The sequence below is a fragment of the Lysinibacillus agricola genome (genome assembly GCF_016638705.1).
GTDB lineage: Bacteria > Bacillota > Bacilli > Bacillales_A > Planococcaceae > Lysinibacillus > Lysinibacillus agricola.
In genome coordinates, this window is record NZ_CP067341.1 from 4,474,945 (window position 1) to 4,489,086 (window position 14,142).

The window sequence follows — 14,142 nt, forward strand, 5'->3', positions numbered from 1 at the left end:
CGTCGCCCTAGCGTTTCATTCCGTCGCTTTGATCAGTCTATCCGTCGTTTCGGCAATTCTTTCCGTCGCTTTGATCAGTCTATCCGTCGCCTCGGCAATTCTATCCGTCGCGGCCTGTCTATCCGTCGCTCTTACAATTCTTTCCGTCGTCCTAGCGTTTCTTTCCGTCGCTTTGATCAGTCTATCCGTCGTTTCGGCAATTCTTTCCGCTTCGGCCTATCTATCCGTCGCCCTAGCGCTTCTTTCCGCCGCCCGGATTTGCCTTTCCGCCGCTCTGACAAAACTATCCATCGCTCTAAAAAAGTTATCCGTCTCGTCCCTCCAGACATACAAAAAGCTCGTATCTCATAAAGATACGAGCCGTTCAACGTTTCAGATAATCAAGGGAATCTTGGGAACTGACCGAAATCTGGTTGACGTTTTTCTTTAAATGCGTCACGACCTTCTTTAGCTTCATCTGTTGTGTAGTAAAGAAGAGTAGCGTCGCCAGCCATTTGTTGAAGACCTGCTAAACCGTCTGTATCTGCATTCATTGCTGCTTTTAAGAAGCGTAGAGCAGTTGGTGACATTTGTAGCATTTCTTCACACCATTGTACAGTTTCATCTTCTAATTGCTCATAAGGAACAACTGTGTTAACTAATCCCATATCAAGTGCTTGTTGTGCATCATATTGACGGCAAAGGAACCAAATTTCACGCGCCTTTTTATGACCGATAATACGTGCAAGATAGCCTGAGCCATAACCAGCATCGAATGAACCAACTTTTGGTCCAGTTTGTCCAAAGCGAGCGTTATCAGCCGCAATTGTTAAGTCACAGACAACGTGTAAGACGTGTCCTCCACCGATTGCATAACCTGCAACCATCGCTACTACAGGTTTTGGAATAACACGGATTAAACGTTGTAAATCAAGAACGTTTAGACGTGGGATCTCATCTTCACCAACGTAGCCGCCATGACCGCGTACTTTTTGGTCTCCACCTGAACAGAAGGCATGCTCACCTTCACCAGTTAAAATGATAGCTCCAATATTTTTATCATCACGTGCACGTGAAAAAGCATCGATCATTTCCATTACCGTTTTTGGTCGGAATGCGTTGCGCACTTCTGGACGGTTAATCGTAATTTTTGCGATACCGTTATAAAACTCATACTTAATGTCTTCATAAGTATGTAAACTAGTCCATTGACGTGTCATTGAATTGCCTCCTAATAATTATATTCGTCTCGTTCATAATCGAGGCGGTAACGTAAAAATATGATTACGTTAAATACTCCTCTACTATTGTAGCAAAATCAGCGGGATTTTCCACATGAATTGCATGTCCTGCGTCATTTACTGTCGTATGCTTGGCATTTTTTAATAACGCTTTCATTTCTAGTGCAATTTTACAAAATTTTTCATCGAGTGAGCCTGTAATTAAAAGAACAGGAAATTCAAGCTTCTCCAACGACATCCAATTTGATGGCTGACTGCCTGTACCAATGCCTCGTAAGCTACCTGCCAAGCCTTCCTCCTTCTGAGAAAGTCGTTCTGACCGAATAGCCTCTTGTACATTTTGTGGTAAACGCTTTTGGGACTCAAACAAAGGAATGTTCTCCCATGCATTAACAAATGATAACAAACCGTTACTAATTATTTTTTCAGCTAGTGCGTTATCCCTCTCACAACGTTCAGAACGCTCCTTGGAAGTCTGTAAACCTGGAGAAGCACTTTCTAAAATTAGCTTTTCAATACGTTCAGGGTAGGAAATTGCATACGATAATGCAACTCTTCCTCCCATTGAATAGCCTAGCAGCGCAAATTTCTTTAGCTGTAGTTGGAAAAAAACTTCCTCTAAATCTTGGATTTGTTCTTGCATAGAGAAGCGACTAATTTGCTGAGGTACAGCTGTTTGACCATGTCCAATTAAATCAATGGCAATAACTCGTACATTCGGCAGAGCTTTCGCTAAATATCGCCACGTAGCTGTACTCCCTGTAAAACCATGTAAGGCAACGAGCGTTTGCTCCGCTTCTTCATTCCAGATTTCCACGTACGTTTCAAGCTCTCGAACCATTAGCTTTGCCATGCTTTTAACCCTGCATTAATGAGATTCCAAAGTGCCCGATGCGCATAAACATTTTCCTCTCGATCTGTGAAAATTTCGAATAAGCGTAATGGTCGTTTTTTTATTGAAGCAAACTTTTCCGATAGCTCTGAAATATCGTCTACGCGGATATAGTCCATATCGTACATATTGGCAATATCATGGAATTTAAGGGCAGTTGGCGTGCCAAATAAATCTTCATAATGTGCCTCAACTGTCGATTGTGGTAAATAAGAGAAAATACCGCCGCCATCATTATTCATGACAATTATTGTCAGGTTGCATTCCTGGTATCTTGACGCAATAAGACCGTTGATATCATGTAAAAAGGCTAAATCGCCAATAAGCAAGTAAGTTTCACGGTTATTCCCTTGACTAAAACCCATTGCTGTTGATACGACGCCATCAATACCATTCGTTCCACGATTCGCAACAATACGAATATCCTTCGGTGACGCCATTAAAAACGTATCAATATCACGCACGGGCATACTGCTACTAACAAAAATATCACTGCCATTAGGGATTATTTTCAGTAATCGACTTACCATTGCTCCCTCATCGATTGCACCCTTAGAATAGTGTTCAATATACTCTAATGCAATATCATTGGCATCTTGCCACTCCGCTAAATACTCTGCCTCTAATGCTGTTTCAGAGATTTCTAATTGCGTGAGCCACTCACCAATACTTGCATGAATAAAATGAGTAGACACGCCTGTAGAATCACGGAACATCGGATCTTCATCAACAACAATATAAGCATCAGGCTGAGATTTTGTAATAAATTGCATAATAAATTTTGAAACAGGCTGTGCTCCCAAACGTAGTACCGTATCTGGTTCAACTAATGCTTTAAAATCTTCACTCTTCATAATTGCATCATATGTTGTGATAATATATGGCAAACAATCCTCTGGGACCGATGCCCTCATATTGGATAAACTCTCGACAATGACCGGCCATTTTAATTGGCGAACAAACTCCCACATGATTGTTAAATCTGCACCAAGTGCTAGCTCACCAATAATAACAAAGCCTCTTTTGGTTGCACTTAAAATCCCTGATAGCTCCTGCTGTGTAGCTTTAGAAGGCATTAACTGGGCCATACTACTATGCTTAAATGTTGCCTCTGGAAGCTCATCTCGAAAATCAATCAACAAAGGTTCTCGGAACGGTACATTAATATGAACTGGTCCAAACGGTGCGCTCATTGCAATTGCTATCGCCCGTGCGATATGGCGCTCGATAAACGGTAGTGTCGGTGCTGCATCATCTGCTAGCGGGAAATCCACGCTCCATTTGACATGCGTGCCATATAAATTTGGCTGATCAATAGCCTGTGGTGCACCCACCTCTCGCAATTCATGTGGACGATCAGCTGTGATCACAATTAACGGTACACGAGCATAGCTTGCCTCAACAATGGCAGGAAAATAGTTTGCTGCAGCTGTTCCTGATGTACATAAAAGAACTACAGGTTTTGCTGTGGCCTTTGCAATTCCTAGCGCAAAAAAGGCAGCCGATCGCTCATCAACCTGACGATACATATTGAGCTGTTTCGTTGAAGCAAATGCATAAGCTAGAGGCGTCGAACGTGAGCCTGGACTAACAACAACGTTTTCTACACCAACTTGTACTAATGATGCTACCATTTTATAAACATAGTCCGTTAAAATTTTCCGTTCACTCATGTAATTGTCCTCCTAGCGCACGAAGCATCGGACGGAATTTCACTAATGTTTCCTCATATTCAGATTGTGACTCTGAATCTGCAACAATACCGCCACCAGCGTATAAATAGGCTTTATCCTTTAGTAAAGCAGCCGATCGAATGGCCACTGCAAATTCCCCATTGCCTTCAGCATCTAACCAACCAATTGGAGCGGCGTAAAGTCCACGATTCATTGGCTCATACTTACGTATAGCTGCCATCGCTTCATTCCTTGGCACACCACCTAAAGCTGGCGTTGGATGTAAAGACTTTGTCAGTTGTAAAATGGTTGCCTCACTATTTAACTGACCTTCAACGGGTGTATATAAATGTTGTATATCTCTAATCTTTAGTAGACGGGGGCCATCTGGTATTTTCATCTCAACACAATTTTTACGGAAAGTCTCCGCAATCATATCGACAACGTATTGATGTTCGCCGCCATTTTTCGAATCATTTAATAAGCTTTGTCCATATGCTTCGTCTTCCTCAGCTGTCTTACCACGTTTAATAGAGCCCGCAACACAAGATGAAAAGGCGCGGCCCTTTTCTACTTTTACAAGACGTTCAGGGGACGCACCAAAGAACAATAAATCTTGACGCTCTAAACCAAATAAATAGCTCTCTGGCTGTTCATGAATAATATGTGATAGTACCTGTGGTGAAGAAACTTGTTCTTTAAACTGCAATGCCAGAGACCGTGCAATAACGACTTTATCTGCCTTCTTCTGCTTAATCAATGCTGTTACTTGGTCAATCGAAGCTAAATATGGCTCCTTATATGGCTCGAAATAACTTGTTATTTCAGGCTTTGAATACGTTTTCACTTCTTTTACCTGAGCAGCATGAATTAAATGATCCCGCTCTTTACGCAATGCTTCAAATTGAGCCTCTGCCTGCTGATTTTTTGTAATAAGATGAATGCTTACAAACGCTTTGTCATCACGTATGACAAGCTGATATGTTGCTAGTGCAAAATAAGCCTCTGGAAAGCCTGTCCACTCACCATCTACATTATTTTGTGGATCAAATGTGAATCCACCAAACAAAATTGGCTGTAATTCGCTCTGCCCTTTTACACATTTTTTCGTTAAACTTTTCCATTCCGCTTCTACTGCATCGAAGCGATCATTTTTGGCGTTATTTTGAATTGTATAGGCATGTCCTAGCCCTACTAATGTCATTGTTTTTTCTCTATTTTGCCAATAAAATCGTTCACCTTTATAACACTCCTCGCCCGCTGCATAAAATGCAAGCGCCGATAAGCGACTTACTTCAATTGTTTCCATATAAAAATGAAGGCTTTGGCCCAAAGAGTCCACTTCTACCTCTGTGGCTTGGTACCACTTCTGTTGCATGAAAATTACCTCCGTTGTTGCAATGTACATAATGAATGACGCACGGTATGTTTTGTACTCGCTCTACACTTTCAGTCATAAACATCAACTGCTTTGGCTTTTCTTTGGATCCTCACCAAAACGTGTGGTTGATTTCCGTTCCGACTGGGCGCTTTGTTGTTGCTGCCGCTTCGCTTTCGCACAGATAAAACATTGTTGCTGTCGCTTCGCTTTCGCACAGATAAAACATTGTTGCTGTCGCTACGCTTTCGCACAGACAAAACAATTGCTGTCGCTTCGCTTTCGCAAAGCTTCCTGGGGGCGTCCGATGAGCCGCTTGGGCCAACACGATGTTGGTCACGAAGGCGTTATCACAGGACGTGATGGTTTTAGCCTTCGTTCCTCTATCGCTAATCCCCAAGGAGTCGCCCAGCCTCCACTCCAATCAACTTATTTACATAGTAGACGTTTTAACAAATGTCATCCAAATTTTTGGTGATGAACCTTTTCTTTAGAACAAATTGACCAAAACTTTGCATAATGACATGAGCATTTGTACTTTTTCACATCATATTTTTTTCTTAAAATAGCCGTCATTTTTATTTGCTAGTCTATTCTTCGTACTGTTGCTTTTATCTTAATTATTGTTTTCAGTTCATAAATGCATGTTCTATTGTATCATTTTTTTTAACTTCTTTCAGCAAATGTCCTTTGTACCGAAAGCGTAGCGACAGGTACAGAAGTCTCCCTCCTCAATAGGTGGTGAGTTGAATGCGGATTTAAGCTACTTTTCAGCGGGTGTCCAAACAGCCGCTGAAAGAAGTTAAAAGCTCCAGCGGATGTCACGGAATCGGAAAGGAGTTCTTTGTGCAAGCACAAAGCCGATTCCGGACGCAATTATGCCAAGGCATAATTGATATGAACTGTATGTAATAAGCTGTGAACCTACCCAATTTCTCATTCTTCGTATAAAATAAGAAGAGTCAACAACATTTGAAGGAGAGAAAGACCTTATGACCAAAGTCATTGAAGCTGATAGGGGTTTTAAAGTTTGGTGGCATTTAACACGCCCACATACTTTAACCGCTTCATTCGTTCCGGTATTTTTAGGAACATCAATTGCTCTAGCAATTGAAAAACAAACAATAGATTTTGGACTATTTTTTGCTATGCTTATTGCAAGTATGCTTATACAAGCAGCAACAAATATGTTCAATGAATATTACGATTACAAACTAGGATTAGACAATGAACATTCTGTCGGTATCGGCGGAACGATTGTGCGTCACGGTGTTCAACCAAAAACAATTATGATGATCGCCTTAAGCTTCTATGCAATCGCTATGCTGCTTGGCATTTACATATGTGCCTCAACCTCTTGGTGGCTTGCTGCTGTCGGGCTAGTTTGTATGCTTATTGGTTTTTTATATACTGGAGGACCTTACCCAATAGCCTATTCACCATTCGGAGAACTTGTATCTGGCGCTGTTATGGGAATGGGTATTGTCTTAATCGCCTTTTATATTCAAACGCTTACAGTGACATTTGATGCTGTTTTGCTTTCAGTGCCAAGTATGATTTTAGTCGGTGCCATCATGCTGTCTAATAATATCCGTGATATTGTTGGCGATACAGAGGGTGGTCGAAAAACACTTGCTATTTTAGTAGGTCGAGATAATGCCATTTCTGTGCTATCTGGTTTTTTCATCGTTTCGTATTTATGGGTAATCGCTCTTGTAGCAATTGATGGTATTACCTTTTGGGCTCTAATCATTTTCTTATGTGTTCCAAAGCCACTTCGTGCGATTCAAATTTTCCGCGATAAAAAAGAAGCCAAAGAAGTTATGCCTGCGATGAAATTTACAGCGCAAACAAATACATTCTTCGGCTTCCTCCTAGGAATAGGATTATTAATTCAATATTTCTTTTATTGAGTTACATCTTAAAGATGCAGCAGCCTTAACAGTTTGCTGCATTTTTTACATAACGTCGAAAATTATTACTTGCAATACCACGAACTTCTTCGATTGAGAAATGTTCACATAACGCCTCTAACAAATTTTGTGCCTCTCCTGCGTGTGCTAATCCTTTTACAGTAGCATCTATTCCGTCAAAGTCTGAACCTAATCCAAGGTGCTCAACCCCTACTACATTTCCTAGATGCTTCACATGCGCTACTAGATCATCCATCGTAGCATTGTCATGGATAAAAGGCGGGTAGTAAACGACATGAATATGCCCTCCATGCTCGACAAGTGCTTTTGCCTGAGCGTCCGTTAAATTTCTTGGATGATCACAAATTGCACGTGCATTACTATGGCTCGCAATTATATGCTTCGCTAGTGGCAAGACATCCCAGAAGCTCTGTTCATTTAAATGTGAAACATCGATAATAATATCTCTCTCATTTAGCAAGTTTACAACCTCTTCACCAAATGATTTTAAGCCAAGACTTGGATCCTGTTCAGCACCATGAGCTACAGCGTTTTCTTCATTCCATGTTAGTCCAACAAGCTTCACTCCTGCATCTAATATTGATGAAAGCTTAGCTAAATCATCACCGATTGGACCACAGCCCTCTAAGCTTAGAATGGCGCCAATTTCATGCGGGGCTAAAGTATCTAATTGCGACCAATCAGTAATATGCACCATGCCCTCAGTTTGTAATACATGTGTATGAAAGGCTTCAATTTGGCGCACTGCCTCTAAAAATTGCATACTTTGCGGAATTTTAGGATTAATAAAAATAGCAAATACTTGTGCCTTCACTTGCCCTAATTGTAATCTCCCTCGATTGGCTTGCAACCGTACATCATCTTCAAATTTTGCTGCTTCTAAAGTTGTTAATTTCAATAGAGCATCACAGTGTAAATCAATTATGTCCATATTCTCACCCCATACAGCTATTATACTGCCTGTGAGTGAAAATGCTTACCAACTTTTATCTTGAGGTGTATCAGAAGAGCCAAATTCCTCAAGTTCTATGAAATCATCCGATTTTGGCGTAGCAGACAAAATATCTTCTTCCACTGGTCTTAAATTGTCTTCTTTTTTCTCCGCATGCTCAACACATGTTAATGCTTCTGGCTTAGCTTCTAAGCGACCAATAGGAATCTCTTCCCCACATACAGCGCATTTACCATACGTACCGTCCTCCATCGCTTGTAGTGCAGCCTTTATTTCCTCAGCATGGTCACCGCGGTGCTCATCAATCACCATTTCGGTTAACTTATCCGTTAAGTCACTCGCATTGTCAGCAGGGTGATTATCATAATTAGACAGTTCTGTCGCTTGAGGCAACTCTGTTTCTTCAATTTGTTGTTCTATTTCCTGTAGCTCCTGCTCTAATTGCTTTTTTAATTTTTCCATTACTTGTGGGTTCAAAAAAATCTCCTCCTCATGCCTTCATTTTTTCCTAAATTAATATTTCTAAAACATGAAAGCATGAAGATGGATCACTTATTTTTTTGTATAATTTACGCCAAAGCGAAATTCATTATGGCATCATGTAAAAATTGTGCTGCTCCCTCAGAAACACGCTCATCGTAATAAGCTGTAAAGCGTTCGTCTGCTATATACATCTGTGCTATACCTGCATGCGCCTCCTTGGAATATTGTGACCATGAAAAGCTTAGCCAACGCTTATGAAGCTCCGCTACCTCCATAGCCACATCATTTTTTGTATTACCGATTGCCATCGCTTCTTTTAAACGATTAAATAATTGCTGTTCTAGCTGCTGCATTGCCTCATACTGTTCTTCTGTCATATTCATTAACTTAGCATTCGATGCTTCAACTGTTTTGTTACCATATTCCGCACGAATTTCTTGACCATATTGCTTTTCATTTTCCTCGATTAGTTTCTCTTTAAATCCATTAAATTTCTCTTCATTTGTCATTGGTTGTTCCTCCTCAATAGATTGAATTGTTTTTTCCACTGTTTGTACTATTTTTTCAAGCTGCTCCTTGCGCTTCAATAAAGCGGCATGATGCGTTTTTAGTGCCTCTTTATGTTGGAAATCCGGAGCTTGAATAATTTCCTGAATCGTTGCTAACTTCATATCTAATGCTCTATAAAATAAAATTTGCTGGAGCATATCAACCTCAAATTGTCCATAAAATCGATAGCCTGCTTCATTGGTTCTTGCCGGCTTCAGTAATCCAATTTCATCGTAATAACGCAGTGTTCTTGTGCTAACCCCAGACAATTGAGCGAGTCCTTGAATTGTATATTCCATACTTTTTCACCTCCACTAATGCTACTGTAAATCTTTACGCAACGTTAAAGTCAACAAAAAAATCAATTAAAATTTGGCTCCTCACCATAACGAGGGGTTAATTTCCGTTGCGACTAGGGGGCATGTGAATGAAAAAAGCAAACTAGAACATTTCATTGTCACTAGTTTGCTATTTCTTCAATTAAATTTTTGCATACTTGCCATGCCACACAATATTTCTGTAGTTCTCTACATCTGTGTCACCTTCCGTGTTAATAAACAATACTCGAGAATTTTCATCTAATTGTAATGTATCCTTCAGTTCTGTATATTGCTCATTCGTCATCAATTCATAAAAACATCCGACTGGGGCAGCTCCCGATTCTCCAGCAATAATTCGGGCATCTGTTGCTAGTGGATTCCCAAGAATGCGCATACCTGTTGCAGCAACTTCCTCATCACAGCAAATACTCACCTTTGTATAAGTCTTTAATAGATCCCAAGCAAGTGGATTCGGCTCACCACAAGCAAGACCTGCCATAATTGTTTGCATCTCTCCACCAACCGTTACAAACTGCTCAGCTCCCGCCTTAAAACTTTCATAATAGCAATTCGCTACAAAAGGCTCAACTAAGACAAATGTAATCTTTTGTTCATAATATTGTTGTAAGAAAGCTACAACTGCACCTGCAAAAGATCCAACCCCAGCTTGTAAAAATACATGGGTAGGTGCTTTTTCCAACTGCAGAGCGGCTTCTTTTACTAGTGTTGTATAGCCCTGCATAATCCACACTGGAATTTCCTCATAGCCTTCCCACATCGTATCCTGAATAACAACCCAGTCATTTTCTTTTGCTAGTTGTGAAGTATAACGAACTGTATCATCATAATTCATTGTCGTTATTTCAGCATATGCACCCTCATTTTTAATATTTTGCAGGCGCTCTTCTGCACTACCAGCAGGCATATAAATGCGAGCTTTCAAACCAAGCTCTCTAGCAGCCCAAGCCACTCCACGACCATGATTGCCATCTGTCGTTGAAATAAACGTTAAGTCCCCTAGCAGCTCCCTTACTTCTAATGATTTAAGCTGCTCAAACGATAGCTCATCTATATTCCTACCTAACTTTTTGGCGGCGTACTGCCCAATTGCATAAACACCACCTAATACTTTGAATGCATTCAAGTTAAATCGATAAGATTCATCTTTTACAAAAATACTTTGTACTCCAACTAACGAAGCAAAAGCATCTAAGCTCCGTAAAGGTGTGCTTTCAAATTTCTCATATGTACGCTGAAATCTACCAACACGATTTACTTGTTCCAGTGAAAAATTACGTAGAAAAGGCACTACTTGTTCTACGTTCTTCTGTATCAAATATTGTTGGTTGTTAGCCCATATTAATTTTCCCATCCATATCCCCCCAGTTTTTGCTCTATCATCATCTTAGCTTATAGAACCACAAAACAAAATACCATCCATGCCGATATTACATAAATTAGGCTCATCACCAAAAGTTGTGGATGACATTTGTTAAAACGTATGACATTTAAATGTTTTCTGTAGCGAAAGCAAAGCGACAGCTACAATTACGCCAAGGCGAAATTGATATAAGTTGATTGGAGTGGAGGCTGAGTGACTCCTTGAGGATTAGCGTCACAGATGAGACCCTGGAGCGAGTAAAGCGGCTCATCGGACACCCCTAGGAAATCAACCACACGTTATGGTGATGATCCATAAATTAGTAAAAAAAGAAAAACCCGAAACTTATTGATGAGGCTTGTCGTATATCTACTATTATATTTATTTGGAGGTATATAATGGATAGCCCATATAAGATAGCTATAATTGGAGGAACAGGGAAAGTAGGAAGACATATCGCAGCTCATGCAATACAGAAAGGTTATCATGTTCGGATGCTTGTTAGAAATCCGGAAAAGTTACTATATAAAGATGAAAAAATTGAGATAGTGCAAGGGCAAGTACAAGATATCAATAGCATCCAAGAACTTCTTAAAGATTGTAAAGTTGTTATCAATACATTTGGTCAACCAACTAAAGAGGAACCTATGTATAGCAAAGTTACTCATAATATTTTTAATGTGATGAAAGATTTAAACATTAGTCGTTATATCGGTGTTTCGGGTGGTTCTCTTACGATTAATGAGGACAAAAAAAGCATTATGAATCGTTTTGGAGCAAAGTTGTTTGATGTTTTCTTTTCCAAAATGATGCAGGATAAAAAATTGGAATGGGAATTTTTATTAAATAGTAAACATATCAAATGGACATTAATTAGATTGCCGTTTGTAAAAGATAACTTAACATCCAATCATATAAAGGAAAACCTCACTGATATGCCTGGTACAAAAATTACTAATCAAGATATAGCCACTTTTATCATTGATCATATAGATCATACACAGTACGTGCACAAAGCACCGTTTATCTCCCATTAATTTAATAGCAATAAAATGACATATGAAAATAGCATGCTGAGATTATATCTTGCATGCTATTCTTTATAATGTGATTTTTATTTTAAATCAAATATTATGTCTGATGAAATTCTGTTTAACCTCTTTAATTCATCTTTGTACTGTAATTATTTGGGAAGTGAAATCTAACTTATTCCCACTGAAATCCATAATAGTATTATAAGGCGAAGCTTGAATCGTAACAGTTCTACCGTTTTCAATAATCAACGCTCTATTATTGCCTTGTGGATAGTAGGCACTTGCTGCTACCGATGAGCCCTTCAGAATAACATCAAAATCCATACTATTAACGTTTATTACTCACTGAAAACAAGCTCTATTGTAGGTTGATCTTTTACGATATGAATATCACTTTGAGATGGTTTTTTATCTCTGATCGCTCAGCGAAATAGTAGGACGGGCTATTCGCATCCTACATGAAAGACTACCAAAAGGTGCTATCTTACTGCAACACGAATCGTGGAAAGGAATTTAGCTGTTTTCAAGTGTTAGAGGAAGAATTGATTGATTTCTATATTGTAGCTGCCTATTCTTCTCGGCAGCTTGGAAGTAATGAGAGTGGGAATAACTTACTTCGTGCGCTCATAGAAAAACTATTTTGATAAGATATTAGAGGAAGTATTAAAAGCTGAAATAAGTTAAACTAATTTACCAAAGTATCAAAAAAGTGCAGTAGATGTAAATTACATCTACTGCACTTCAGTATGACCCGTACGGGATTCGAACCCGTGTTACCGCCGTGAAAGGGCGGTGTCTTAACCACTTGACCAACGGGCCAATGGCGGAGAAGGAGGGATTTGAACCCTCGCGCCGGTTACCCGACCTACACCCTTAGCAGGGGCGCCTCTTCAGCCTCTTGAGTACTTCCCCACAAAAAAAATGGCTCCGAAGGCAGGACTCGAACCTGCGACAACCTGATTAACAGTCAGGTGCTACTACCAACTGAGCTACTTCGGAATAATGGTGGGCCTAAATGGACTCGAACCATCGACCTCACGCTTATCAGGCGTGCGCTCTAACCAGCTGAGCTATAGGCCCTTAGATTGGAGCGGGTGATGAGAATCGAACTCACGACATCAGCTTGGAAGGCTGAGGTTTTACCATTAAACTACACCCGCATATGGTGGGTCAGGACGGAATCGAACCGCCGACACTTAGAGCTTCAATCTAATGCTCTACCAACTGAGCTACTGACCCATATTTGAAAAAATGGCGGTCCCGACCGGGATCGAACCGGCGATCTCCTGCGTGACAGGCAGGCATGTTAACCGCTACACCACGGGACCATTTGGTTGCGGGGGCCGGATTTGAACCAACGACCTTCGGGTTATGAGCCCGACGAGCTACCACTGCTCCACCCCGCGTTAATAAAATATTCTTTTCGAGTTTTTCTAGCGCCATTTATAAAATAAACTGGAGGAGGTAGAGGGATTCGAACCCCCGCGCGGTGTTACCCGCCTGTCGGTTTTCAAGACCGATCCCTTCAGCCAGACTTGGGTATACCTCCGTAACAATATATAAATGGTGGACCTTGCAGGACTCGAACCTGCGACCGGACGGTTATGAGCCGTCTGCTCTAACCAACTGAGCTAAAGGTCCTTTAAGATGGCGGCAGAGGGGATCGAACCCCCGACCTTACGGGTATGAACCGTACGCTCTAGCCAGCTGAGCTACGCCGCCAGGATCTTTATACTGGTTATCTTTTATGGTGGAGCCTAGCGGGATCGAACCGCTGACCTCCTGCGTGCAAGGCAGGCGCTCTCCCAGCTGAGCTAAGGCCCCATAAAATGGTCGGAATGACAGGATTCGAACCTACGACCCCTTGGTCCCAAACCAAGTGCTCTACCAAGCTGAGCTACATTCCGATAAATATTAATTTGGCGCGCCCGACAGGAGTCGAACCCATAACCTTCTGATCCGTAGTCAGACGCTCTATCCAATTGAGCTACGGGCGCTAATTATTAAAAGAAAAATGGTGCCGAGGGCCGGAATCGAACCGGCACGGTAGTCACCTACCGCAGGATTTTAAGTCCTGTGCGTCTGCCAGTTCCGCCACCCCGGCACATTTGGAGCGGAAGACGAGGTTCGAACTCGCGACCCCCACCTTGGCAAGGTGGTGTTCTACCACTGAACTACTTCCGCATGTGCATAAGATTTATTTATCCTGGCAATTATGAAATTCTTAAAAAATGGTGCGGGTGAAGGGAGTCGAACCCCCACGCCTTGCGGCGCTAGATCCTAAGTCTAGTGCGTCTGCCAATTCCGCCACACCCGCATATAATTG

11 protein-coding genes and 17 tRNA genes are annotated in these 14,142 nt (G+C 41.1%); 2 read left to right on the forward strand and 26 right to left on the reverse strand.

Features of this window, described 5'->3' with window-relative positions; genetic code table 11:
- Positions 1-380: 380 nt before the first annotated feature.
- The 5 genes from menB to FJQ98_RS22290 form a co-directional block, all read right to left on the reverse strand.
- Entirely contained in the window at positions 381-1,199 is an 819-nt protein-coding gene (menB, locus tag FJQ98_RS22270; RefSeq protein WP_053592878.1) for a 1,4-dihydroxy-2-naphthoyl-CoA synthase, read from the reverse strand.
- 64 nt (positions 1,200-1,263) lie between these two features.
- Entirely contained in the window at positions 1,264-2,073 is an 810-nt protein-coding gene (gene menH / locus FJQ98_RS22275; RefSeq protein ID WP_053592879.1) for a 2-succinyl-6-hydroxy-2,4-cyclohexadiene-1-carboxylate synthase, read from the reverse strand.
- Positions 2,061-3,785, reverse strand: a complete 1,725-nt coding sequence (gene menD, locus FJQ98_RS22280) for a 2-succinyl-5-enolpyruvyl-6-hydroxy-3-cyclohexene-1-carboxylic-acid synthase (protein ID WP_053592880.1) — start codon at positions 3,783-3,785, stop codon at positions 2,061-2,063. The genes menH and menD overlap by 13 nt, the downstream gene beginning before the upstream one ends.
- Positions 3,778-5,163 (reverse strand): isochorismate synthase, encoded by a 1,386-nt coding sequence (locus tag FJQ98_RS22285; RefSeq protein ID WP_053592881.1) that lies wholly within the window; start codon positions 5,161-5,163, stop codon positions 3,778-3,780. Before FJQ98_RS22285 ends, menD begins: the two co-directional genes overlap by 8 nt.
- Before the next feature lie 112 nt (positions 5,164-5,275).
- A complete protein-coding gene (locus FJQ98_RS22290; protein WP_201406548.1) occupies positions 5,276-5,563 on the reverse strand; it encodes a hypothetical protein in 288 nt (95 codons plus the stop codon).
- A gap of 592 nt (positions 5,564-6,155) precedes the next feature.
- Here FJQ98_RS22290 and FJQ98_RS22295 point away from each other — a divergent pair.
- Positions 6,156-7,076 carry a 1,4-dihydroxy-2-naphthoate polyprenyltransferase gene (locus FJQ98_RS22295; RefSeq protein WP_053592883.1) on the forward strand — a complete coding sequence of 307 codons (921 nt, stop codon included), beginning with the start codon at positions 6,156-6,158 and terminating at the stop codon, positions 7,074-7,076.
- 25 nt (positions 7,077-7,101) lie between these two features.
- On the opposite strand, the gene FJQ98_RS22300 is transcribed toward FJQ98_RS22295, so the two are convergent.
- The 4 genes from FJQ98_RS22300 to FJQ98_RS22315 all read right to left on the reverse strand — a co-directional run bounded on the left by FJQ98_RS22300 (position 7,102) and on the right by FJQ98_RS22315 (position 10,773).
- Positions 7,102-8,028 carry a dipeptidase gene (locus tag FJQ98_RS22300; protein ID WP_053592884.1) on the reverse strand — a complete coding sequence of 309 codons (927 nt, stop codon included), beginning with the start codon at positions 8,026-8,028 and terminating at the stop codon, positions 7,102-7,104.
- Positions 8,029-8,073: 45 nt separating this feature from the next.
- The gene (locus FJQ98_RS22305; RefSeq protein WP_053592885.1) at positions 8,074-8,526 is read right to left on the reverse strand and encodes a TraR/DksA C4-type zinc finger protein; all 453 of its coding nucleotides are present in this window, start codon (positions 8,524-8,526) and stop codon (positions 8,074-8,076) included.
- A 92-nt stretch (positions 8,527-8,618) separates the two neighbouring features.
- Positions 8,619-9,380 carry a MerR family transcriptional regulator gene (locus tag FJQ98_RS22310; RefSeq protein ID WP_053592886.1) on the reverse strand — a complete coding sequence of 254 codons (762 nt, stop codon included), beginning with the start codon at positions 9,378-9,380 and terminating at the stop codon, positions 8,619-8,621.
- 181 nt (positions 9,381-9,561) lie between these two features.
- The gene (locus FJQ98_RS22315) at positions 9,562-10,773 is read right to left on the reverse strand and encodes a diaminopropionate ammonia-lyase (RefSeq protein ID WP_053592887.1); all 1,212 of its coding nucleotides are present in this window, start codon (positions 10,771-10,773) and stop codon (positions 9,562-9,564) included.
- A 407-nt stretch (positions 10,774-11,180) separates the two neighbouring features.
- Between FJQ98_RS22315 and FJQ98_RS22320 the strand changes: the two genes are divergently transcribed.
- Positions 11,181-11,819, forward strand: a complete 639-nt coding sequence (locus FJQ98_RS22320; RefSeq protein WP_053592888.1) for an NAD(P)H-binding protein — start codon at positions 11,181-11,183, stop codon at positions 11,817-11,819.
- A gap of 744 nt (positions 11,820-12,563) precedes the next feature.
- Here the strand turns inward: FJQ98_RS22320 and FJQ98_RS22325 are convergent.
- The 17 genes from FJQ98_RS22325 to FJQ98_RS22405 all read right to left on the reverse strand — a co-directional run bounded on the left by FJQ98_RS22325 (position 12,564) and on the right by FJQ98_RS22405 (position 14,133).
- A tRNA-Glu gene (locus FJQ98_RS22325) sits at positions 12,564-12,635 on the reverse strand.
- Positions 12,636-12,637: 2 nt separating this feature from the next.
- Positions 12,638-12,728 (reverse strand) — tRNA-Ser (locus FJQ98_RS22330).
- 10 nt (positions 12,729-12,738) lie between these two features.
- Positions 12,739-12,815, reverse strand: a tRNA-Asn gene (locus tag FJQ98_RS22335).
- 4 nt (positions 12,816-12,819) lie between these two features.
- A tRNA-Ile gene (locus FJQ98_RS22340) sits at positions 12,820-12,896 on the reverse strand.
- 6 nt (positions 12,897-12,902) lie between these two features.
- Positions 12,903-12,976: transfer RNA gene (locus FJQ98_RS22345), tRNA-Gly, on the reverse strand.
- A gap of 3 nt (positions 12,977-12,979) precedes the next feature.
- Positions 12,980-13,055, reverse strand: a tRNA-Phe gene (locus FJQ98_RS22350).
- 13 nt (positions 13,056-13,068) lie between these two features.
- Positions 13,069-13,144 (reverse strand) — tRNA-Asp (locus FJQ98_RS22355).
- Positions 13,145-13,147: 3 nt separating this feature from the next.
- Positions 13,148-13,222 (reverse strand) — tRNA-Met (locus FJQ98_RS22360).
- A 50-nt stretch (positions 13,223-13,272) separates the two neighbouring features.
- Positions 13,273-13,365, reverse strand: a tRNA-Ser gene (locus FJQ98_RS22365).
- Positions 13,366-13,380: 15 nt separating this feature from the next.
- Positions 13,381-13,457, reverse strand: a tRNA-Ile gene (locus FJQ98_RS22370).
- Between the two features lie 7 nt (positions 13,458-13,464).
- Positions 13,465-13,538: transfer RNA gene (locus FJQ98_RS22375), tRNA-Met, on the reverse strand.
- A gap of 26 nt (positions 13,539-13,564) precedes the next feature.
- Positions 13,565-13,640: transfer RNA gene (locus FJQ98_RS22380), tRNA-Ala, on the reverse strand.
- 6 nt (positions 13,641-13,646) lie between these two features.
- Positions 13,647-13,723 (reverse strand) — tRNA-Pro (locus FJQ98_RS22385).
- Between the two features lie 13 nt (positions 13,724-13,736).
- Positions 13,737-13,813 (reverse strand) — tRNA-Arg (locus FJQ98_RS22390).
- An 18-nt stretch (positions 13,814-13,831) separates the two neighbouring features.
- Positions 13,832-13,920, reverse strand: a tRNA-Leu gene (locus FJQ98_RS22395).
- Positions 13,921-13,925: 5 nt separating this feature from the next.
- Positions 13,926-14,000, reverse strand: a tRNA-Gly gene (locus FJQ98_RS22400).
- 48 nt (positions 14,001-14,048) lie between these two features.
- A tRNA-Leu gene (locus FJQ98_RS22405) sits at positions 14,049-14,133 on the reverse strand.
- Positions 14,134-14,142 lie beyond the last annotated feature (9 nt).